Source organism: Acidovorax sp. FG60 (assembly GCF_057808995.1).
The window spans coordinates 221,231-241,771 of record NZ_JBMDJC010000008.1; the positions used below are offsets into that span (position 1 = coordinate 221,231).

Annotated in this window: 18 protein-coding genes; 12 read left to right on the plus strand and 6 right to left on the minus strand. The window is 64.6% G+C overall.

All coding sequences use genetic code 11. The annotated features are described in order from the left end of the window. The first annotated feature begins 204 nt into the window (after nt 1–204). From ACODS0_RS14225 to ACODS0_RS14265, 9 genes are all read left to right on the plus strand, one after another. Nucleotides 205–1,374 carry a thiolase domain-containing protein gene (locus tag ACODS0_RS14225; RefSeq protein WP_488835645.1) on the plus strand — a complete coding sequence of 390 codons (1,170 nt, stop codon included), beginning with the start codon at nt 205–207 and terminating at the stop codon, nt 1,372–1,374. Nucleotides 1,375–1,732: 358 nt separating this feature from the next. Further along, complete coding sequence (locus tag ACODS0_RS14230; RefSeq protein ID WP_488835647.1) at nt 1,733–3,292, plus strand: methyl-accepting chemotaxis protein; 1,560 nt, start codon at nt 1,733–1,735, stop codon at nt 3,290–3,292. A gap of 317 nt (nt 3,293–3,609) precedes the next feature. Then, complete coding sequence (locus tag ACODS0_RS14235; protein WP_488835649.1) at nt 3,610–4,740, plus strand: ABC transporter substrate-binding protein; 1,131 nt, start codon at nt 3,610–3,612, stop codon at nt 4,738–4,740. Nucleotides 4,741–4,801: 61 nt separating this feature from the next. Further along, complete coding sequence (locus tag ACODS0_RS14240) at nt 4,802–6,160, plus strand: DUF1329 domain-containing protein (protein WP_488835651.1); 1,359 nt, start codon at nt 4,802–4,804, stop codon at nt 6,158–6,160. Nucleotides 6,161–6,653: 493 nt separating this feature from the next. After that, on the plus strand, nt 6,654–7,595 hold the full coding sequence (locus ACODS0_RS14245) for a site-specific integrase (protein ID WP_207375596.1): 942 nt from the start codon (nt 6,654–6,656) through the stop codon (nt 7,593–7,595). Between the two features lie 79 nt (nt 7,596–7,674). Continuing rightward, nucleotides 7,675–9,210 (plus strand): universal stress protein, encoded by a 1,536-nt coding sequence (locus ACODS0_RS14250; RefSeq protein ID WP_207375298.1) that lies wholly within the window; start codon nt 7,675–7,677, stop codon nt 9,208–9,210. A 207-nt stretch (nt 9,211–9,417) separates the two neighbouring features. Further along, on the plus strand, nt 9,418–10,737 hold the full coding sequence (locus ACODS0_RS14255; protein ID WP_341274964.1) for a DUF1173 domain-containing protein: 1,320 nt from the start codon (nt 9,418–9,420) through the stop codon (nt 10,735–10,737). Between the two features lie 140 nt (nt 10,738–10,877). Next, nucleotides 10,878–12,158, plus strand: coding sequence for a recombination directionality factor (locus ACODS0_RS14260; protein ID WP_207375297.1), 1,281 nt, complete (start codon nt 10,878–10,880; stop codon nt 12,156–12,158). Nucleotides 12,159–12,169: 11 nt separating this feature from the next. Beyond that, the gene (locus ACODS0_RS14265) at nt 12,170–13,435 is read left to right on the plus strand and encodes a metallophosphoesterase family protein (RefSeq protein WP_207375296.1); all 1,266 of its coding nucleotides are present in this window, start codon (nt 12,170–12,172) and stop codon (nt 13,433–13,435) included. A gap of 18 nt (nt 13,436–13,453) precedes the next feature. On the opposite strand, the gene ACODS0_RS14270 is transcribed toward ACODS0_RS14265, so the two are convergent. Together ACODS0_RS14270 and ACODS0_RS14275 are read right to left on the minus strand one after the other, a co-directional pair. Further along, complete coding sequence (locus tag ACODS0_RS14270; RefSeq protein ID WP_488835655.1) at nt 13,454–14,419, minus strand: nucleotidyl transferase AbiEii/AbiGii toxin family protein; 966 nt, start codon at nt 14,417–14,419, stop codon at nt 13,454–13,456. After that, entirely contained in the window at nt 14,416–14,817 is a 402-nt protein-coding gene (locus ACODS0_RS14275; RefSeq protein WP_488835657.1) for a DUF6088 family protein, read from the minus strand. The genes ACODS0_RS14270 and ACODS0_RS14275 overlap by 4 nt, the downstream gene beginning before the upstream one ends. A 189-nt stretch (nt 14,818–15,006) precedes the next feature. Here ACODS0_RS14275 and ACODS0_RS14280 point away from each other — a divergent pair, with 189 nt between their 5' ends. Continuing rightward, nucleotides 15,007–17,490, plus strand: a complete 2,484-nt coding sequence (locus ACODS0_RS14280) for a DNA repair protein (RefSeq protein ID WP_488835659.1) — start codon at nt 15,007–15,009, stop codon at nt 17,488–17,490. A gap of 50 nt (nt 17,491–17,540) precedes the next feature. On the opposite strand, the gene ACODS0_RS14285 is transcribed toward ACODS0_RS14280, so the two are convergent. After that, a complete protein-coding gene (locus ACODS0_RS14285; RefSeq protein ID WP_488835661.1) occupies nt 17,541–17,849 on the minus strand; it encodes a DUF5983 family protein in 309 nt (102 codons plus the stop codon). 641 nt (nt 17,850–18,490) lie between these two features. Here ACODS0_RS14285 and ACODS0_RS14290 point away from each other — a divergent pair. Then, nucleotides 18,491–18,703: a hypothetical protein gene (locus tag ACODS0_RS14290; protein ID WP_488835663.1), complete on the plus strand. Its 213-nt coding sequence runs from the start codon at nt 18,491–18,493 to the stop codon at nt 18,701–18,703. 93 nt (nt 18,704–18,796) lie between these two features. On the opposite strand, the gene ACODS0_RS14295 is transcribed toward ACODS0_RS14290, so the two are convergent. Next, nucleotides 18,797–19,309 carry a hypothetical protein gene (locus ACODS0_RS14295; protein WP_488835665.1) on the minus strand — a complete coding sequence of 171 codons (513 nt, stop codon included), beginning with the start codon at nt 19,307–19,309 and terminating at the stop codon, nt 18,797–18,799. A gap of 122 nt (nt 19,310–19,431) precedes the next feature. Here ACODS0_RS14295 and ACODS0_RS14300 point away from each other — a divergent pair, with 122 nt between their 5' ends. Further along, complete coding sequence (locus tag ACODS0_RS14300; RefSeq protein ID WP_488835667.1) at nt 19,432–19,662, plus strand: hypothetical protein; 231 nt, start codon at nt 19,432–19,434, stop codon at nt 19,660–19,662. Here the strand turns inward: ACODS0_RS14300 and ACODS0_RS14305 are convergent. Both ACODS0_RS14305 and ACODS0_RS14310 read right to left on the minus strand, forming a co-directional pair. Continuing rightward, a complete protein-coding gene (locus ACODS0_RS14305; protein ID WP_063460634.1) occupies nt 19,633–19,857 on the minus strand; it encodes a hypothetical protein in 225 nt (74 codons plus the stop codon). The two genes, ACODS0_RS14300 and ACODS0_RS14305, sit on opposite strands and share 30 nt — an antisense overlap. A gap of 2 nt (nt 19,858–19,859) precedes the next feature. After that, nucleotides 19,860–20,036 (minus strand): hypothetical protein, encoded by a 177-nt coding sequence (locus ACODS0_RS14310; protein ID WP_488835669.1) that lies wholly within the window; start codon nt 20,034–20,036, stop codon nt 19,860–19,862. Between the last annotated feature and the right edge of the window lie 505 nt (nt 20,037–20,541).

Below are 20,541 nucleotides of genomic sequence, written 5' to 3' on the forward strand. Positions count from 1 at the left end.
GGCTCATGCCGGCACAACGAGCTTGCCGTTGTCTGTTCCCGGTCAAGGCCCGCGTCGTTTCCTTGCTTTTCTCCATGCAGTGCAAGCCCCAACGAAAGTGACTTCCGTAAAGGTCGGTTACCTGCTGAGTATGGAGACTGTGCGCCTTCGGCATCCGTGCGTTTTTCGAGACGCCCTCGTTTGGAAAGTCACGGATTTATACAGATGGAATATATCGATCTGATTGGCTTCGGCCATACCCCGTTCGGTCGGCGACCCCACTGCAGTGTGCAAGCACTGATGCAGCAGGCGGCGCAGGAGGCATTGAACGATGCCGGTTTCGAAGGCGCGGACATCGATGCTGTCGTCATTTCCCATTTCAATCATGGTTTTTCGGAGCAAGGGTTCACCGCCGGCCTGTCCGCAGCCTTGGCTCCCGGCCTTCAGGGGTGCCCCGCAATCCGGGTGGAAAGTGCATGCGCTTCGGGGGCGGCGGCGGTGCACGTAGGCGCTCAGGCCATATTATCAGGGCGCGCGCAACGGGTGCTGGTCATTGGCGTCGAGGCGATGACGCATCTGACCTCTGTCCAAGCGGGTCGGCTGCTGCTCAAGGCGAGCCACGTTGATAGCGAGGCGGATACGCCAGCAGGGTTTGCTGGACTTTTTGCCCGTGCCGCCGATGCCTATGCCAAGCGGTTTGCCGATCCATCCATGGCGATGGCTCGCATCGCGCACAAGAATCTCTCCAACGGCGCCGCCAATAGCTTGGCCCATTTTCGCAGGCCCATGGACTTGGCTGCATGTTCCGTGGTCTCGGCCGATAACCCTCACGTCATGGGGCGTCTGAAGCTTAGTGACTGCTCGCCGATCTCAGATGGCGCAGCGGCCATTGTCATGAGTCATGCCCAAGCTCATAGCAAGGGAGACGATGTTGTGAGTCTGCGTGCGATGGCGCAATTCAACGATTTCTTACCTTTGGCTGCACGCGATGCCAGTGTTCTGCACGGTGCTGGAGTCGCGTGGCGACATGCACTGTCTGAAGCAAGAGTAACCCTGAATGACATCGATTGCGTCGAGACGCATGACTGCTTCTCCATCGCTGAGCTGATGCAGTACGAGGCGATGGGCCTGACCGGACTCGGGGAGGGCGCGCGGGCGCTGGAGGAAGGGTGGGTCTTTCCCGACGGGCGTTTGCCGATCAACCTTTCGGGAGGACTGAAATCAAAAGGTCACCCCATCGGCGCGACGGGTGTTTCCATGCACGTCATGGCATCCCGGCAGTTGCTAGGCCGGTACGGCACCCAGTGGTTGAAGAGTCCTGAACTGGCGGGGGTCTTCAATATGGGAGGAGCTGGAGTAGCGAATCTTGTGTCGATTCTTGAGCGTGTCAAGTGATGAAGACATTCGGGTTTGCATGTATTTCCATGAAAAATATGAACACTATTATTGAATTTGTACACTAATTGATTGGACGTTCCGCCCGCCTTGGTTCGGCAAGAGTCGAACCAAGGCCCATCGCCTCACCCTCTGGCCGAAGGATGGGGCTGAAAGACACCATCTTCGTCAGCGCGCCGTGCAAATCGCCTGTTCTAGGCCTTGTCCATGCCGCCCTTCGCGGCTTTCTGGCGAGGATCGAAAGAGTCGAGCATTCAATGTGCGTTTGGCACAGGGTACACGCACTGTCAACGGGGCGCGGTCAGCCGTTTACAACCCGTGCAGACCGCACCTGGCGCGGGTGCATCAGGGAGCTTTCATGCGCATCAATCTGCCGGTGACCCAGCAGAACTTCGACTATTCCGGGGACGAACTGCTGGTGTCCAGCACCAACACCCGGGGCGAGATCACCCACTGCAACCCGGCCTTCGTGCGCGTGAGCGGCTACGGCTACGACGAACTCATCGGCCAGCCCCACAACATCATCCGCCACCCCGACATGCCCGCCGAGGCCTACAAGGATATGTGGCGCACCATCGGCCGGGGCGAGCCCTGGACGGGCCTTGTCAAGAACCGCCGCAAGAACGGCGACCACTACTGGGTGCGGGCCAATGTCACGCCCATCCTGGAAGGCGGCAAGCCGCGCGGCTACATGTCGGTGCGCACCAAGCCCGGCGCCGCCGAAGCCGCCGCCGCCGAGGCGCTGTACGCGCAGATGCGCAGCGAGGCCGCCTCGGGCGCCCGCAGCTTCTCGCTGGAGGCGGGCAGCGTGCGCTACCGTGGCCTGCGCGGCTGGCGCCAGGGCCTGGCGCAGATGGCGATGCTGCCCCGCATGGCGCTGCTGCTGGCCGTGATGGTGCTGCTGGCGCTGGTGCCCGACGCCCTGGGGTTGCAGGGCGCGGCGGCCTGGGGCGCTCGCGTAGTGCTGCTGTTGGTGGGGGCCGGCTGGGTGCTGTGGCGCTTCCAGGCCATCGTGCTGCACGGGCTGCACGATGCCACGCGGTTCGCATCCGACATCTCGGCCTGCAACCTCGCGACCTCGGTCAGCGCGGACTACCCCGAGCCATTGGGCGCGCTCATGCAGCGGCTGCAGCAGACCCAGGTCAACCTGCGCGCGGTGGTGGGCGACGTGCGCACCGAGGTGGGCAACTTCACCCAGTCGGCCGCCGAGATCACGCGCGGCAGCCTGGACCTGTCGGCGCGCACCGAATCACAGGCGAGCAGCCTGGAGGAGACCGCCGCGTCGATGGAGCAGTTGGCCAGCACCGTGCTGCATACCGCCGAGACCGCCGCCCAGGTCTCGCAGGAGAGCGCGCAGAGCAGCCAGGTCGCCTCGCGCGGCGGCCAGGCCGTGCGGGAGGTGGGCGCCGCCATGCAGCAGATGAAGCACTCGTCCACCAAGATCAGCGAGATCGTGGGCGTGATCGAGGGCATCGCCTTCCAGACCAACCTGCTGGCCCTGAACGCCGCCGTGGAGGCCGCCCGCGCGGGCGAGCAGGGCCGGGGCTTCGCCGTGGTGGCGGGCGAGGTGCGCGCGCTGGCCCAGCGCAGCGCCAGCTCGGCCAAGGAGATCAGCGGCCTGATCGCCGTGACGGTGGACCAGATCGCCAGCGGCGCCCAGCAGATGGACCACGCGGGCACCACCATCCAGGGCGTGGTCGATGCGGTGGAGCGCGTGAGCGCGCTGGTGCAGCAGATCAGCAGCGCCACGCGCGAGCAGTCGCAGGGCATTGCCCAGGTCAACGAGGCCGTCACCCAGCTCGACACCGTGACGCAGCAGAACGCCGCGCTGGTGGAGGAATCCACGGCGGCGGCCCAGGGGCTCAAGGACGGCGCCGAGTCGCTGGGGCGCGCAATGGACGTGTTTCGGCTGGGGTGAAACAGCGGTACGCATCGCTCGTGCTTGCCCTTTGGAGGCACCGTAGTGCGGCAGGAGTCTAGTAATGGAAATTTGATATATAGACAAAAAGCACAAATATGTATAATTTTTGATGATACTGTCCATTTATTTAAAGAGGCAGTGCGGACAGTCCCCCAGGTGAATAGCAAGGTCGGCGGTCGAGAAGGAAGGCGCACGAGGTAGCCGCATGCATGGCTCCTCCGACCTCTCTGAGATGCGGTTGGCGTGCTGCACTCAGCCTCTGGTTCTCATGGGTAGCGGCTTGTCCTAACAAGAAAACGAAGGAGACCCGCGCTATGCGGAATGTGAATAGTGGGTATCGGCGCCTGGCGGTGGCTTTGTCGGCGGGTCTGGTGTGGTGCAGTGTGGCGCTTGGCGCCGACATGATCGTCCTGGGCCAGTCGCTGAACATCGGACCCGATTCGGACGGCGGCGGATTGCGGGTCATGGCCGCGGCCAAGGGGTACATAGACGGCGTAAATGCAGCCGGAGGCGTGCAGGGGCGTCGGCTTGATTTGATCACGCTAAACGACGATGGTGACCCGCGCAAGCACGAGCGCAATGTTCGCGAGCTGATCACGCAGCGTGGGGCGGTGGCCTTGCTCAATTGTCAGGGCGAGGCTTCTTGCCGGGCCTCCGCCGCAGTCACGGCAGTACTGAAGGTGCCCTTGGTTGGGCCGTTGAGCGGCGCCTCAGCCTTGGCGCGCAGCAATGCGCCCTGGCTGTTCCAAGTACGGGCCAGCAGCGCGCGTGAGGCCGAGGCCCTGGCCCGGCAGTTCAAGGCCATCGCCTGCTTTCGGGTCGCCATCGTCACCGACGCGCCGGAAAGCGAATCGGTCGCAGCGCTCAAGAGCGCCATGGGCGGGCAGGGTATGGCCGCCACCGTGCTCGCCGTTCCTGTCGGCTTGCCGGGCGACAGCGCGCAGAAGCTGATCAAGGCCCTGGGCGGGGAGAGTTTTCATGGAGCCGTGCTTGCCTTGCAACTGCCGACGGCCGAGGCCTTGGTGGATCTTCAATTGGGGGCACGGGAGGAATGGCCTCGCGTTATCGCTTCCCTGGCGAGTCCTCACCTCAATACGCTGCTGGCTGGCTTCAAGGGCCGTCTCTTCGGCTTCACCGCGGTGGTGCCCAACCCGGAGGCGGGCAATCTGCGCCTGGTTCAGGAGTTCCAAAGGAATATGGACACCTACGGCGCGGGCCACGCGGTGACATTCGTGGGCATGGAGTCCTACATCAACACCAGGGTGCTGGTGGAGGCCTTGCGCCGCACGCCGCGTCTCACGCCCGAGGCAGTGGCTGCCACGCTGTCGCAGCTCAACGATCTGGAGCTGGGCGGCTTCAGCGTGAGCTTCGCGCGCCAGCGCAACCAGGGCTCCGACTGGGTGGACGTGGGGGTGCGATCACGCTATGGGCAATTGATGCGCTGAGCCGGGGCACCCTTCTATCACCCAATTGTCTTTCATCTTTTCGTTTGACTGGATCGTGACCATGCGCCGTATATTTTCGCTGGCACTGCTGGCCGTGCACCTCGCCGCCGCAGCAGGAGTGTCTCCTGAAGAGGCCCGCCAATTGGGTAGCAGCTTGACAGAGTTTGGCGCGGTGCGCGTCGGCAATGCCGACGGCAGCATCCCGCCCTATACCGGGGGGCTCCGAAGCGCGCCTGCCGGACACAAGCCGGGCAGCGGCTTTTGGGTCGATCCGTTCAAAGGTGAAAAACCGCTTTACCGCATTGATGCACGCAACGTGGCTCAGCACGCCGACAAGCTCTCGGAAGGCCAGCGGCAGTTGCTGGCCCGATTCCCGGAGTACTACCTGGACGTTTACCCGAGCCACCGCACCGTCGCCTACCCCGACGCAGTCTTGGCTGCGACACGGCGTAACGCCACCAGTTGCCGCAGCCTGAAGGACGGCTTGGCGGTGGACGTGGCCTGCCGCGGCGGCATGCCATTCCCGATTCCCAAGACGGGACACGAGGCGATGTGGAACCAGCAGTTGCGCTACCAGGGCAGCAAGGACATGGTTACCATGTCTTCGCGATCCTGGGTGGTGGATGCCAACGGCCGGCCCATCAAGACAGCGGAACAGCAGACCTATCAGAATTTTCCCTATTACGAACTGGATCAAAAAGATCGTGATCCCACCATGGCCTGGCGGGTCTATTCCGTCACCAAGTCGCCGGCCCGCAGGGTAGGTGAAATGACAGGTTTGGCCGACTACCTGGATCCCAGCGCCAGGCCCCGGAAGGCCTGGACTTATACGCCGGGCCAGCGCCGGGTGAAGCTCGCGCCTGAATTCGCCTATGACACGCCGGTGGCAAGCATGGGCGGTGTCATCGTCTATGACGAATTGTTTGTTTTCTCCGGAATGATGGATCGCTTTGACTTCAAGCTGCTCGGCAAGAAGGAAATGCTCATTCCCTACAACGGCTACAAGGCGACCTACGACTGCCCCGTACCGGAAGTTGCGCTGATGGCCCGCCATGCCAACCCCGCATGCGAGCGCTGGGAGTTGCATCGGGTCTGGGTGGTGGATGCGGTCCTGCGCCCGGGCCAGCGTCATGCATATCCACGCCGGACATATTATTTTGACGAGGATCTTTCCGGAGCTGGCATGTTCGATGCGTTTGACCAAGAGGGGCAGTTGGCGCGAGTCATGTTCAATACCACCACTCCTATGTACGATTTGGACATTCCTTGGTCCGTCAAGAATGTGGTGTACGACTTCAGCAGGGGCCTGTACGCGTACCTGAACGACGCCATGATTGGCGGCTTCAAGCAGATTGAGACGCCGCGCAGCGAGCGCGAGCTCAATCCTGAGGCGGTAGTTGGCCGCGAAACCGCACGTTAACTTACTGCTTGAAAAGGGCTAGGTGGTTCTGGGGCGAAGCATCCGTGTCGTCAGCAACGACGAGATCGCAGCCGGTGCATTGTGCATTCGACAGGCCGTTGCTCCGCCTCAAGAAAAGGGGGCTAGCTGTGAGTGAGAGCGCCAGTAACAAGATTACGACGCGCAACGCCATGCAGTCGGTGCCCGCGCTGCATGCCGTGCGCATGCGCTTGTATGGCACAGCATCAAGCAGTCGCCGTCATGCGAAAAGATTCCTATGTCTGTCTCGCCGAAGGGCTTGCCTCGTGATCGAGGCGCTGGTATCTGACGGCTCGTTGCTGGTCCCATGGAGCGCAGGCTGGCAATGCGATCAGGTTGTGAGGCATTGCCCTTGGGCGTCTAGGTAGTTGATCCCGAAACCCCCCGGACTGCGACGCGATTTCGGCTGGCGCGGCGCGTGCCAGGGCGTCAGGATGCGTTCGTAGTGTGATTGCCTTGAAAGGAGGCATGCGGCGTGCAAGAGCAGGAACTCTCCGGCGATCCCCGGCCCTCGTGGGACGTGTCTGTGATGATGCTGCGCGCGGTGCTAGACGGGGCGGCCTATGATGCCGTGGCGGCACTGCACGGGGTGTCGCGCACGGCCGTCGAGCGGCGCATCAAGGCGGTGGCGACCCACCTGGCCGGCAGCGCCGGAATCGACGGGCTGAACCAGAACGGTGCGGCGTTCGTTCGCAGGCTGCGCCTGCACCGTGACGCGCTGCAGACCGCGCTGGACGGCCTGCAGCCTCCTGGCGCGGAGCGGGCCATGGGCACGCCCATCCTGAGTGAGCCGGAGATCGCCGCTGGCGCCGTGCGGATCCGGGGCCGCAGCCAACACCCTCTGGAAGACCTCGCGCTGTACTACATGCTGTTCGCGATCGGCGCGCGGCCGTTGGAGATCGCGCGTCTGGAGGTGCGGGACTATCTGGACGCCGCAGGCAGCGTGCGCCGGGTCTCCGTGCTGCGTGAGGAGGCCGCTATCACCTCCCGGGCGCGGCCGCTGTACTTCCACAGCACGCGGCTGAACGAAGCCATGAACGCCTATCTCGCTGATCGTGTGCGGTGCGGTGCGGGACTCGGTGTGGAAGGCCAGTACCGTGGCCTGGCGCCTGGCAGCCGCCTGTTCCTGTCCGCCAGCGGCAAGGGCTTCGAGATCACGCCGTACGGAGAGGCTGGACAGCGCCGCTTCCGGTGTCGCGGAATCCAAGAGACCTATCGCAAGCTGTTCCGCTATGCCGAGTTTAAGCAGGTCACGGCGTTGACTGCACGGCATACGGTTGCCGACCGCCTCTATACCCGAGGTGCGGACGAGGCGCAGGTGGGGCTGCTGCTGGGAATCGCGGAGCGCAGCGCAGTGAGAGAGCAGTTTCCACGGCGACAGCAAACGATGGAAGAGCTGACGCGCGATCTGGTGTAGATAGGGAAGAACGATGAAGCCGATTCAATGCCGTGAACCAAACTCCTCTTTGTGGGGTCTCGTCTGATGGATACCCGACATGTATGAGCATTTTTTGGTGCCCGTTGATGGAACGCCGGCGTCGGATGAGAACGTAAGCGTCGCGATCGGATTGGCGGAGCGATTGGGCGCGAAGATCACCTTTCTTCACGCCTCTCCTGATCAGGCCGCGACGTTGAGAGGCACCGTGCTTCCAGCGGCCTTGGCCAGCACATTGCAGCACGCGGCCTTCGGCGATTCCGATGCGGTGTTGTCGAAGGCGAAATCGAGCACGGTGGCACGTGGCGTTCGCTGCGAGAGTTCGGCCATGGTGTCGGGCCATCTCGCCGAGGCCGTTGGCACCGCCGTCAAGATCCATGGGTGCGACGTCATCGTGATGGCGTCGCAGCGGTGCCCTGGTGCCCAGGGATGGAGTCTCCAGTCCTGCGCGGAGCAAGTTCTTCGGGACGCGCCGGTGCCATTGCTTGTGACGGACGTTACAGCCGGCAGGGTTCCCACTGTGCAGGATCGAGCCGTCTCCGCCATACTGAGCATGCGTCGTGCACTTGCCTCCAGCACGCTTGGGTTGCTCGCGCTGGTTGAGGAAGACAGCGCGGGGCAACAGGGCACGAATTGCGATGCGATCCGGATGTGCGTGCAGCATGTCCGGCGAGACCTCCTGCGAGCCAATGGAGAGCTTGAATTGCACATGGTGCTGCGTAAGCGAAAACCCGAGCTTGCCGAAATTCTGTCCTGCCTGGAGGAGCGGTGCAGCCGCGAACGTGGACTGGCTGCGAAATTCATGGAGATCGTCGAGGAGGCATCTCTCGGGGACAAGACGGCGTCGGCACAGTTACAATCGCTCGTGAGCGCCGTCCGCGAGGGCATGCGGAACGAAGATGAAGTGGAGCAGATCTTGTTGGTGGCTCGGCGGTATCTGCTGGACTCGGACTGGGATGAAATCGCAGGCCCCATCGGGCTGAACGACGATCTGGGGTGCACGGACTTGGAGAGTGGTGTGCAAGCGGCTGTCTCGCCGCGTGGTGAACTTTGTCCCCCGTTGTCCGTAGATGCAGACCGGTTCGCCCGCAACCTTCCTCGTATGGGAGATGACCTTGCGCCGATTGCATTCTATGAAGCCTCTCGCTACTACCAGGAAGAGACCGTCGGCTACCTGATGCGCCGCGTCACAGCGTCGATAGTGCGGAACGCCGACATAAGCCTCCATCAGCACGGACTGACCAGCACCCAATGGGGGCCGCTGGTGAAGATCAAGGCGCGCCAGCGGCCAACGGTGGCGGAACTCGCTCAAGATCTCGAAATGGACGCGGGCGGCGTGACGCGGGCTCTTGACCGACTCGAAAAGAAGGGCCTTTGCAGGCGTGTGAGAAGCGTCGAGGACCGGCGCGTCATCCATGTCCAGCTCACGGAGGCAGGGGAGAGCACCGTTGCCGAGGTGCCGGCCATTCTGGCCGTTGTGCAAAACGCTCATCTGGCAGGCTTTTCGCGCCAAGAATGGCTGACCTTGCTGGGCTACCTTCGACGGATGTTGCTTAACGGCAAGGCGATGCAGAGCGCGGATGCAGTGACCGGCTGAGTGCGAGCTGGCCGCATGCTTGAGCTACCTATCGATGGCGCGTGGTTTGCCTGCTGGATGGTGGCCTAATGGGAGCGAGGCCTCCCGAATGATGTGATGGAGGCGTGCTTTACCTCGTGAAATTTCTGCGCCATCAAGGTCGAAATCTCACCGATTTCGATGCGAATCCGGCTCGCCTTGAGAGCCACGAAGGTCCAGGATGCGTTCGTGGCATTGACCTCGACGGGGGAAGGCAGCATGCAAGAGCAGAATTTCTTCGATGGTCCTGGAAGAACTGGTATGCAATCAGGCCCTGCAGCAACGGGCGGAGCCGACGGTTTGCGGCTGCCCTATGAGCTGCAGCACTTCTCGATCCACGGCCGTGTATTTGCATCCACGGATCCTGGCCTTCAGTTGGCACTTGCGTCGATCCATGACGATGCCGGACGGCCGCGTTGCTTGTGCGTCGCCGGTGGTGTGGAAATGTATGTGGCCCGGCATCGCAAGTACGTGGTCAAGCGCATGCCCGAAACCGGCAAGGATCATCATCCCTCCTGTCCATCCTACGAGCCCGACGCCGCGCTTTCCGGGTTGGGTGAGCTCATGGGAGAAGCCGTGCTGGAGCCCGAATCTGGCCGTGTGGAGCTGCGCGTGGACTTCCCTTGGGCCCGGACGCAGGGCCATGCCCTGTCACGGGGCGCGTCCTCGGAGCCAGCGGAGATCACGGTTGCGCGACGGCGCATGTCGCTGCGCGCCGTGATGCATTATCTTTTCGAGCGTGCAGGCTTCAACCGCTGGACGCCCGCCATGGCCGGAAAGCGCAACCAGGGTGTTCTGTGCAAATACCTGCTCACGGCGGCGGCCGAGATCGATGTCAAGGGCATCCCCCTGGCCGAGCGTCTCTATGTCCCCGAGCCATTCCAAGAATCCACCAAGGCTGATTCCGCTCAGCGTCGACGGGAAAAGCTGGCCATCCTGCAGCCCCAGGAAGGACATGCGCCGCTGGCGCTGGTGATCGGCGAGTTCAAGGCCTGCGATCATGCGGATCATGCTTGCCGGATATGGATTCGCCATATGCCCGATGCGCCGCTGCTGATGCCCGCGAAAAGCTGGGAGCGTCTGGCGCGTGTTCACGCCCCTTTGCTGGAGGCGCGCGACGCCGACACGGGACGTCGGGTCCGACTCATGATCGCGGCGCTGATACGCGCCCGTCGTGAATTCACCTACGAGATCGATGGGGCCAGCCTGATGCTGGTCAGCGATCAGTGGATTCCGCTGGAAGGTGTTCATGAGTGCCCCCTGCTGGATGAACTCGTCGGGCAGCAGCGGCGCTTTCTCAAGCCTTTGCGGTACGACGCGCCGCAGGGTTGCGCCTTCCCGAATGTACTGGTGCTGGATGGGGGCTCCATGCCGATCCCGCTGTACATAGTGAGTGCGTTCGCTGGGGCCAAGGAACGCGCTGCCAAGGAGAGAGCCATCGCCAAAGGGGCGTGCTGGGCCTGGTGGACCGACCAGCCCATGCCGGCGTTGCCCGCGCCGACGGCTTGAATCGCTTGCACCCTGTGCTCCGGGACGCGGATGCCTGGACTGGGCTGGCCGGCCCGCGTTCGTGTCCGACGGGTTGAATAGCGGGCAACGCGCGAGAGCATGAAGCGTCGCAACCCCGACGTTTCATGAAGGAGCGCCACATGGCAAACGCTGTCGTTTCGGTACCGGGCGGATCGGTCGCCCTGTACACTCTGCTGGGCCAGGTCCCGGCTCGCATTCCCACGGGCGGAAAGATCCGTCCCGGCATCATGGTCCTGACCCGCAAGGCCGCCGAGCACCCCGAGGCCAAGGCCATCTACAGGCAGGGCGTGGACGAGGGCCGGTCGTTCGAGGAAATCGAACGTAGGCTGGCGCAGGCGGTGCCGCAGCTCAAATCTCCGCTGGTGCCGCGCAACGTGCCTTGGTTCACGGTACGCGGGTCGGATTTCGCCAACCCGGAGACCGCCCGGGAGATCCTAGACGCCTACGGCGAGGACCGAGGCCAGGGCCATCGCCTGTACCGTTTTCCCGTCGTCTTCCCTGCGGACCATTGGCAGACCGTGATGCCTCACGAGCTGGCGGCCTGGGGCACCCATGAGAAGCGGTTCTGGTCGCAGTACTCGCCCGATGGCCTGGTGCGCCACTGCATGCGCCATGCACCGGTTCCGGTGGACGACACGGGACGGCGCGCGATCCGTATCTTTGGCGGGCGCAAGGCCGTGTTGCGCGAAGAAAACAGCGGCCTCTGCGACCCGGAATCCTGCCCCGAGTACCAGGCGCGCCAGTGCAATCTCACGGGCCGGTTCCTGTTCTTCATTCCGGGCATCCGTTCCATCAGCGCGCTGGAGCTTCCCACCACGAGCTTCTACGCGATGAGCGCGGCCATCCAGCGCTTCCAGGCCATGGCCATGATGCGCGGCGGGCGCATCTCCGGCTTCCTGGGGCGCGATCGCGCGACGTTCTTCCTCACGAAGGTACTCAGGGATGTGCCGCACATCGACGAACATGGGCGGGCGGTGCGCGTGCCCCAGTGGATCATCGAACTGGAAGCGCCTGTGGACGTCACGGCCCTGCTGCGCGAGCACGAGGATGAACAGACGGCGATCCAGCAGGCCCATCTCGCAACCCAGGTACTCGAAGGGCGGCCCGAGGCGCATCAGGACGCCGGGACAGGCGAAACTTCCGCCGCGCCCGCCGACGCCGGGGGCGACCATCCACGGCTGCAGCAGGCGCGACCCACGCTCGCGCAACTGCTGGCGCGCGTCCGGGCCATGGGCGGAGATACGGAGCGCTACTCTGCTTACGCGGCCTTGCGCTGGGGCCATGGCTGGCGGATCAACCCCCATGGCCGCGGCCGTGCATGGGACGAGCTCGACAGGTACGCCCAGGACCCGGAGGGATACCTCGACAAGATCGACGCCGAACTGGGCCTGGGTGCCTGAAGGAGAAGATCATGCGCATCGCACACTTCTCCGACCTGCACTATGGGACAAAGACCCTCGCCGAGGCCGAGCGCTGCTTCGGCGCCGCCATCGAGCGGGCCGTGGCGCTGGGGGCGCAAGCCGCCGTGATGTCCGGGGACGCGACCGACCATGCACTGGATCTGCATTCGCCCGCCGCGGCGAGGCTGGTGGCGCGTGTGCGGTGTCTGGCCGATCATTGCCCTGTGCTGCTGTTGCAGGGCACGTACTCGCACGAGCCCCCGGGCACCTTGGAGGTGTTCCGCTCGGTCGGTGGCCGCCACCCGATCCATGTGGCCGACCGGATCCAGCAGGTGGCCCTGACCCGTGAAGGCGGCTGGATCGCCTCCCCGCAATGGAGTTTCGACGCTTTGCCGGACCGTGCTGAGGCGCTGTTCTCCTGTCTGCCCACCGTCAACAAGGCGTCCGTGGCCTCCACCGCCAGGGCGACGCAAGCGGCGCAGGAGGTGGGCGAGCAGCTCGCCCGGCTGCTCTGCGGCTTTGCGCCGTCTCACCGGATCGCGCGCAGCCGAGGACTTCCCACCATCGGCGTATCCCACGGTACGGTGTTCGGTTGCGTGAGCGAGCACGGTGTGCCAATGGCCGGTTTCGATCATGAGTTCACCATCGGTGCCCTGTTCGCAGCCGAGGCCCAGGCCTTCATGCTCGGCCACATCCATCGGCACCAGACCTGGGCGCAGAAGGGGGCGGCAGGTGCGCAATTGATCGCCTATGCGGGTTCCATCGGACGCTTTCACTATGGCGAAGAAGGGGAGAAGGGCTTTCTGCTGTGGGAGGTGGGTGCGGATTCGGCCTGCTGCACCTTGGAGTCCACCCCGGCGCGCCGGACCATGGATATCGTGTTCGAGGGCCGCCCGGACCTCGACGCCTTGCGCGAGGCGGCCGCACGGCAGGACATCGCCGGTGCCAGCGTGCGCGTGCGCTGGACCGTGGCGGAGGAGGACCGGGGAGTCGTGGATCGCGGGGCCATCCAACGGATCCTTGCCGGCGCCGCAGAGACCAAGCTGGAGGGCCGCATCGTGCCCGTGGTGCGCACGCGCATGGCCGGCATCTCGCGCATGGCGAGGATGGAGGACAAGCTGCGCGCCTGGGCCCAGGTGTCCGAGGTCAACCCCGAACCGCTGCTGCGGTGCCTGGCCGCACTGGAGGAGGCGACGCCCGAGGACATTGCAGAGGATCTTTTGCGCGAGCCGGGTGTCGAAGATCAGTCGGCGGAACCAATGCGGCTGGCGGCCTGACACGTCCGGTGGACAGGGCTACGGCAGCACTTCCAGGAGCGCTTTGGCGACCGCGTCGAAGTCGCCGAAAGCCTGTTCGAATGCCGGTGAGCCGCCCCCATAGATCAGCGGCAGCAGGTTGCCGGAGAACTCCACCTGGATCTTCGCATCCGCACGGGCCTGCCGCAGCGCGCCGCTCAGCACCTGGCGCGGCGCCGCAGCAAAATCCGGGAACTGGGCGCCGAACTCCTTCCGGTCACCGGCGACCAGCGCGGGAAAAGCCCGCCGCGCTTCGCTCAGCATCTCTGGCTGGCGTTGGCGGATGCAATGTACGTCGTAGAGATGCCGGACCAGGGCCGTATCCCAGGCTTGGCGCATGAGCCCGGCGCGATGCTGGGCGTAGCGGCGCAGGAACGAAAGGATTTTCTCCGCGACCGTCTCGGCCACAGCGACCACCGGGGCCTCGAAAGCCTGATCGGAGCGGCCCGCGAGCTGGTCGGCCAGCGTGTTGATGCGGCGGACCTGCGGAGGCAAAACTGGCGTGCGTGCCGTCAATTCAATTTGCAGGTGAGGGCGCAGCCCCGCGGCAGATGCATAGTGCCGCGCGTAGCTCCACTCGCTGCAGAAGTACCGATTCTCGTTGAAGGCCAGCTCCTTGCCCTTGTCCTCAACCAGGCCGATCCCGACCAGCGTTTCGGCCACCTGCGCTTTCAGCGCGGAAAGGCGGCGGCGGATCTCGGCGCGGGAAGCCTGGCCCGCATCCGGCAGCACTACCTTCAGATCTGCGTCCTCGGACATGCGTTCGATCAGCCCGTAGGCCTTGGACAGGCTGGTGCCGCCGCAGAACACCAGTTGCACCCCTTCAAGCTTCAAGGAGAACAGGGCCCGCAACGCATCGGTCAGGTGCTCGTCCTTTTCCAGCAGGCCCGCCGTGATTCCGCCGGGGGCGGCTTCCGCGACGAGCGCCTCGATCAGTTCCCGCCGCGGCGGCGCCAGCACCCTCATGCGTGTTCGTACTGGATCGCCTTGCCGTTGAAGCCCAGCTTGCGGGCGATGCGGCGTCGGCCGACGTTGAAGACGATGCCTGCGGGCAGCTGGGTGCTGCGCCCGGCGTTGTACGCCTCGGTCAGGCGGCTGGCCATGACGGTCACGCCCAGCTTATTCAGCGCCTCGGGGGCCAGGACTTCCAGCGGCCGCACCGGAATCGGCTTTCCCGTCAGCACGCTTGGCTTTGCCTTGGCATAGACGCCCAGGCCCAGGCGAATCAGCGTGCCGTCCTGCACCAGTTCGCGCAGGGCGCGGCCCACCTGAGCGGCACTGCCGAACTGGTCGAACTCGCTGCGCAGCAGCACATCGTCGCTGCGATTGGCGACGGAGCGTTTGATGCGGTTGAGCGTGTTCATGGCGGCGGAGAGGTGGATCCTTGAAGAACGATTTTACCTCTCTTGTCAATTTGGATAAGCCATTGATCAGAAAAGGAATTTCTCATCATAACTCGATCATCCACTGATCAACGTGCCTGGCGGGGCGACCGCAGCGTTCAAGCCCTTGCTTACTCAGGCTCTCACGGGAAACTGGGGCGGAACTAACCCATGGAGAACGTCGCCATGCAACTACTTTCCCTGACCCTCAAGGGCTTTCGCGGGATCCGGGATGGCCTGGGCCTGGATACCTTGACCCTGGACTTCGAGGCCCTGTGCGACGGTGCCGAGCTGGTCGCCATCAAAGGCGCCAATGGACGCGGCAAGACCACGGTGCTCGACAACATGCACCCATACCTCACCATGCCTTCGCGCGCCTCCGCCGTCGGCGCTGGCGGCTTCAGCTACTACGACCATGTATTCCTCCCGGAGAACGAGAAGGATTTGGTTTGGGCGCTCGAAGGGCAAAGCTATCGCTCCCAGGTCGTGATCCGGCTCAACGGTCGGCGCCGGACGGAGGCCTTCCTGTTCGAACTCTCCGATGCGGGAGCGTGGCGCCCAGTCTCCCTGGAGGATGGCACGGTGTCGGACGGCAAAGTGGACACCTATGTGCGCTGCGTAGAGCACCTGTGCGGCAGCGCCGATACCTTTTTCACGTCGGTCTTCGGAGCCCAGTGCAAGCGCCAGCTCAGCGACTACCGCAACGCGGAGATCAAGACGCTGCTGGCCGACCTGCTGGGGCAGGAGCAGATCCGCGAGCTGGGGCGCAAGGCCGGTGAGACGGCCAAGCTGTTGAAGGCCGGGCTGATAGCGCTGCGGCAGGAGGCCGCTTCCATGGACGCAGAGGGAGAACGGCTGGCCCGCGCGCGGACCGATGCCGCCGATGCGCCGGCGCGTGCCGCCCGGGCGCAGGCGGCTGTGGCAGCGGCGGCGTCGGCGCTGGACGAGACGCGCCAGGCCCACGCCCAGGCCGCAGTTCAGCGCGAGCAGGCGCGCGAGACCGACGCGCGGCGGGTCCAGTTGCTACAGGAGCGGGAAGCTGCGCAGGCCGCGGGCCGAGTGGCTCTGCAGGACCTGGCGGATCGCGAACAGGATGCGCGCCAGCGGCTGGACCGGCTCACGCGCCGAGTCGTGCAGCGGCGGGCGCAGGCCATGCAGCGCCGAGAACGGCTGGTGGACGTACGGGACCGGTGCCATGACTTGCTGGCGCGGGAGCATCTGGTGCGCAACGCGCTGCGGCGCTTGCCGCTGGCAGAGCAGTTGCTGGAACTGCGCACCGAGCGTGCTCGTCATGGCCGAGACCAGGTAGCGGAGCGGGAGCAGGCCAAGGGCCAGTTGCGCATTCTGGTGCAGCGGGTTCAGGGTATCGAACGCGAGGCGGGGCAGGCTGCCTTGCAGGCGCAGGCGCTCAGGCGCCGTTTGGGCCTGACCGCCGAGGTGCCGTGCGCCGGGATGCCGCTGCAGGGAGCTTGCCAACTGCTGGCCGACGCACGGGAGGCGCAGGCGCTGATCCCCAGCGCCGATGCGGCGCTGCGGCGTCTGGCCGGCGAGAAGGCAAGGGTCGAGCGGGAAGGCCGGGCCGTCAAGGCGCATTTCCAGTCGCTGGCAGCTGCAAGCGGCCAATTGGAAGCCGCCGAGCGTCGCCAGGAGCGCGCTCGCAGCCGCGCATCACGGCTTGCCCTGCTGGCGGCGAAGGCGCAAGAGATCCAGGTCGCGCGCCAGCGCCTGGCCGACGTTCAGGCCGAACTGGCCGGCCTTGGAGATTCCGAGAGGGAAGATTCCTCGGTCGAAGCGGTGGCCGAGCGGGAGGAGCGGGATGCCATCACCGCCGCCATGCAGGCCATCGACGCACAGCGGGCGCTGCAGTCCGACCAGTTGCAACAGGCGCTGGCCCGGCTGGATGCCGTCCTGTGCACTTTGCCGGAACCCTTTGATCCCCAGCAACTGGCCATTGCCGAGTCAGCGCGCGATCGCGCCATCGCCGCGCATGGCAATGCGCAGCGCGCGCACGTGGACGCTTTGAAAGAGTTGGAAACTCTGGCGGCGCTGCGCCAGCAGCTGGATGCTCTGGCACGACGCCAGGCCGCGGCGCGCCGGCGTGCCCTGCGCATCGAGGGCGCGATGGGCGACTGGGCCCTGCTGGCGCGGTGCATGAGCAATGATGGTTTGATCGCGCTGGCGATCGACGATGCCGGACCAGCCTTGTCGGGACTGGCGAACGACCTGCTGCTGGTGTGCTATGGCCCGCGCTTCACGGTCTCCATCCTCACGCAGGGGGAGACGGCCAAGGGCGAGAAGCGGGAGGACTTCGACATCCTGGTGCATGACGCCGATTCAGGGGAGAGCAAGAGTGTGCGGCTGATGAGCGGAGGGGAGCGGGTCTGGATCAACGAATGCCTGGTGCGGGCAGTGGCGCTGTATTTGGCGCAGGCTGGTGAACGGCGCTACGAGACCCTGTTCTCGGATGAAGCAGACGGGGCCCTCGACCCGGACCGCAAGCGCATGTTCGGGGCGATGAAGCGCGAGGTGTTGCGATTGGGCGGCTACCACCGGGAGTTCTTTGTCTCGCAGACGCCCGAGTTGGCCGGCATGGCCGATGCAGTGATCGATCTGGAAGCTTTGCGGGTAGATGCCGACGCCGTGCCTGTGGAGTGAAAGAGGTCAAGGTGTCCGCTCCGGCCGCAGTGCGCTGGCGTCGCGGGGTCTCAGAGGATAGTGTCTTGGGGCGTGAAAGTCGGCAGGCCCTTTACGGTCGGCGCTTCGCTGTCGAACTTGAGCCAGACGACGCCAGCTTGCTCTGCAGCCTCGAAGATCGTTGCAAGGTCGGATTCCACAGGCATGCGGTAGCGCGGCGAGCCTACGTATACGAAGCCTCCAAAGTCGGTGGGGTAGGCGTTGACGGACAGATCGTCTGCGTGCAGCTTTTGTCGGGTGGTGGGTGTCAGGTGGGTCAGCGAGAGAGCCGCCAGAGGCTCGGCGAGTCCGCGCAATTGCTCAATGCAATGGGGGTGCATGTTTTCTTCCTTGTGTGGCAATGCCGACACGGGTTCTGGGATGCCTTGTGGGCTTCGCAAATACCATGCCGCTATACAAGAGAATCCGCGGGGATTTCCATGCGAAACGCCCAGAGTTGCTCGCGGCGACGAGCCGGTAGATGCACGGCGCACCCAGCAGTGCTATTCGCGGATACGAGGTTGTGAGCGCGTTTTCCACATCGCTCTCCTTGATCGAAATGCAGGGCAGCGCCGGTCGCCGAGGGGATGGCGTCCGCGGTCTGATGGAGGTGCGCAACGGCTGTCGGCACGATGGTCTTGGCTGGATGGGCTGTGACGTGAGCAAGCGACCGGAGGCCCTGATCAGGCCCTCGACCGGTATTGGGACTGTGCCCCTGGGTTTGCCGCATCACAAGGGGGAAAACCTGTGTCGGCTGGAAATCGTGACGGTGGCGGGTGTTTGTTCGCGGGGCCGGATGGGAAATGCGCCGAAACGTGGCCATTCGCCAGCATCTGGAAATCCGGAGGCATGGCATATGGCAGTCCCGTGACACTCGAAAATTACTCTGCTGCCACTCAGGAAATTTTTTTATCAGGGCCCGTTGATTTGCCCTCAAGCACGTTGTTTTGCGTCAGCATGGTGACCATCAAGAGGTTTCTCCATGATCCGCCTGGGTTCCCAGATCCGTTTGACGCAGAAGGAAATCGAGTATTTCCGTTGGCTGACAGACATCGAGCCTTCCGGTATCCGCACGCTTGCGGATCTGGATGCGTATGTGGCGAAGTGCAAGGCGCACTATTGGGGCGTGTCGCAGGATACGCAGTTCCTTCATTGGATGATCGACCGGGAGGTTGCGCGTTGCCTGGCGGCGTGAGCCTGCCGCAAGAGAAGTTGGGCTGTTAGCCTGCCCATGGGGCGAAGCACCGCATTCCCCCAGCCACGCGGCCAGGGGAATGGGATGCATGGCTCAGCCAGTGGCTTGAGTTGCTCGGGGCGCCGAATCCACCATTGCCGAATCCGCCGATGGGGAGGTGGGTTTCTCGCTGATGGAGGGTGCCTTGAATGCCGCGCGGGCGGCACGTACCTTCGGGCTTTTCGCCAGACGCTGGATCTGGGCCGTGGCAGGCTCGGAATGCTCCTCGGGCAGGCAGGCTGCGGCGAGGTCGCTTCCACGTCCCAATGCGCGCCGCACATTTGCCGGAAACCGGATGAACAGGCCGCCGAGCAGCCAGCGCACGAACCGGCCGAACCGCTGGTTGTGCGCCTCGCGCGCCTGGTGCAGGCGCAGCGACTCGCGGCAGCATAGGTACAGTGCCAGGTGCTCGCGCTTCATCTCGGGATCGCTGTCCAACTGGACCAGCACTTCCGCCGCGATCGCGGGATCCTTGCCGGCACGCCGGTAGAAGCATACCCAGGCGCGCTCTTCCTCGATGCCGATGGCACTGCGCCTTGGCTTGGTGCGGGATGCGTTCACGGTCATGGTTTTTCTCCTTGCTTGCGGGATGCACGCGCCATGCCCTAGTGGGAGGCGTCAGTCTCCCAGGGTTGTGGCGGTGTGTTGGCCTGCTAAGCTGGCATCCCACCGCTTTCGAAAGCCCACACATGCTTCGTGCAGGCCATTCACTCCGGTTCACGCCCACCGAGATCGAGGAACTCCGAAGAGTCGGCATCGACGTCGATGGGGCGCGAACGCAGGACGATCTCGACCAAGCGCTGGCCCGATGGGCCGGCACGCTGGCCGAAGAGCGTCCGGAACTGCTGGACAAGATTGCCTCGGCCATGGCCCAGGCGAAGGGTGCCCCGCTACCCGCGCGCTTGACGCGCGTGCGTTGAGGCCTCCTGCCGGGCGTTGGCTTCAGCGATGCCGATCCAGCGGTCGGCGATCCGGTCCAGGTAGACCAGATCGTCGGCTTCGATTTCGCCCGCTGCGCGCAGACGGGCGATGACCTCCTTGACCAGGAAGGGATCCTCCCGGGCCAGTTCGACCACGGTGGCGGCGATGCGCCGGCGGTACAGATCGACCGGCATGGTCAAGCTGCCTCGCGGCAGTCCGCACACGGGCGGCCCCCGCACTTGCCGAGGCAGGGCAGGGGACGCAGCAGTACCGCAAGCTTGGGCTGCGGCAAGGGGGCTGGGCGGGTGAGGCCCGATCCACCCAACAGCACCGGAATGCGGTGCGACTCTCTGGCTGCAAGGGCAGCGAACATGGCGTTCTCCTTCGATGAAAAAGGGGAACGCCCAACCCTGGCGGGGACTGGGGTCCCCGTTCGGGTATGCCTCGCGGACGCGAAGCGGCTTGGCGCCAGCCTTGGGGCTGACGTGGGATGTGAAGGTCCGTGCCCTGCGGCAAGAACCTTCGCTCGGTGGCCGGCGACCCAGGGGCCGTCGACCATGTGCATGCGTCAGCCCGAAGGCCGACCGGAACTCATGGCTGCCAAGGCAGCCATCCCGGACGATGCCCGGGAACTCGAGGGCAGGTATCGACTGCGACGCCAGCGAGGCTGGACTTCAGGACAGCCAGGCGGTCGATGAAGGCTTTGTGGACGCGATGCCCACGGGAAGCCGTTCCAGTATGGCGAAGTCCGATTCGCGTCGGGATGACTGGCGCGGTTCGCCACCCGAAACCCCCAGCTGTGCAGGGCCGTTTTCAACGGCGGCACCTTGACGGATCGCGCAGGCTTTTCCGCTACTGTTCGTGGTGATGTGCATCAG

Bases quoted from the DNA above. Each gene is read 5' to 3' on its own strand.
- ACODS0_RS14225 (WP_488835645.1), top strand. From the start codon at position 205: ATGGAATATATCGATCTGATTGGCTTCGGCCATACCCCGTTCGGTCGG.
- ACODS0_RS14230 (WP_488835647.1), top strand. From the start codon at position 1,733: ATGCGCATCAATCTGCCGGTGACCCAGCAGAACTTCGACTATTCCGGG.
- ACODS0_RS14235 (WP_488835649.1), top strand. From the start codon at position 3,610: ATGCGGAATGTGAATAGTGGGTATCGGCGCCTGGCGGTGGCTTTGTCG.
- ACODS0_RS14240 (WP_488835651.1), top strand. From the start codon at position 4,802: ATGCGCCGTATATTTTCGCTGGCACTGCTGGCCGTGCACCTCGCCGCC.
- ACODS0_RS14250 (WP_207375298.1), top strand. From the start codon at position 7,675: ATGTATGAGCATTTTTTGGTGCCCGTTGATGGAACGCCGGCGTCGGAT.
- ACODS0_RS14260 (WP_207375297.1), top strand. From the start codon at position 10,878: ATGGCAAACGCTGTCGTTTCGGTACCGGGCGGATCGGTCGCCCTGTAC.
- ACODS0_RS14265 (WP_207375296.1), top strand. From the start codon at position 12,170: ATGCGCATCGCACACTTCTCCGACCTGCACTATGGGACAAAGACCCTC.
- ACODS0_RS14270 (WP_488835655.1), bottom strand. From the start codon at position 14,419: ATGAGGGTGCTGGCGCCGCCGCGGCGGGAACTGATCGAGGCGCTCGTC.
- ACODS0_RS14275 (WP_488835657.1), bottom strand. From the start codon at position 14,817: ATGAACACGCTCAACCGCATCAAACGCTCCGTCGCCAATCGCAGCGAC.
- ACODS0_RS14280 (WP_488835659.1), top strand. From the start codon at position 15,007: ATGGAGAACGTCGCCATGCAACTACTTTCCCTGACCCTCAAGGGCTTT.
- ACODS0_RS14285 (WP_488835661.1), bottom strand. From the start codon at position 17,849: ATGCACCCCCATTGCATTGAGCAATTGCGCGGACTCGCCGAGCCTCTG.
- ACODS0_RS14290 (WP_488835663.1), top strand. From the start codon at position 18,491: ATGATCCGCCTGGGTTCCCAGATCCGTTTGACGCAGAAGGAAATCGAG.
- ACODS0_RS14295 (WP_488835665.1), bottom strand. From the start codon at position 19,309: ATGACCGTGAACGCATCCCGCACCAAGCCAAGGCGCAGTGCCATCGGC.
- ACODS0_RS14300 (WP_488835667.1), top strand. From the start codon at position 19,432: ATGCTTCGTGCAGGCCATTCACTCCGGTTCACGCCCACCGAGATCGAG.
- ACODS0_RS14305 (WP_063460634.1), bottom strand. From the start codon at position 19,857: ATGCCGGTCGATCTGTACCGCCGGCGCATCGCCGCCACCGTGGTCGAA.
- ACODS0_RS14310 (WP_488835669.1), bottom strand. From the start codon at position 20,036: ATGTTCGCTGCCCTTGCAGCCAGAGAGTCGCACCGCATTCCGGTGCTG.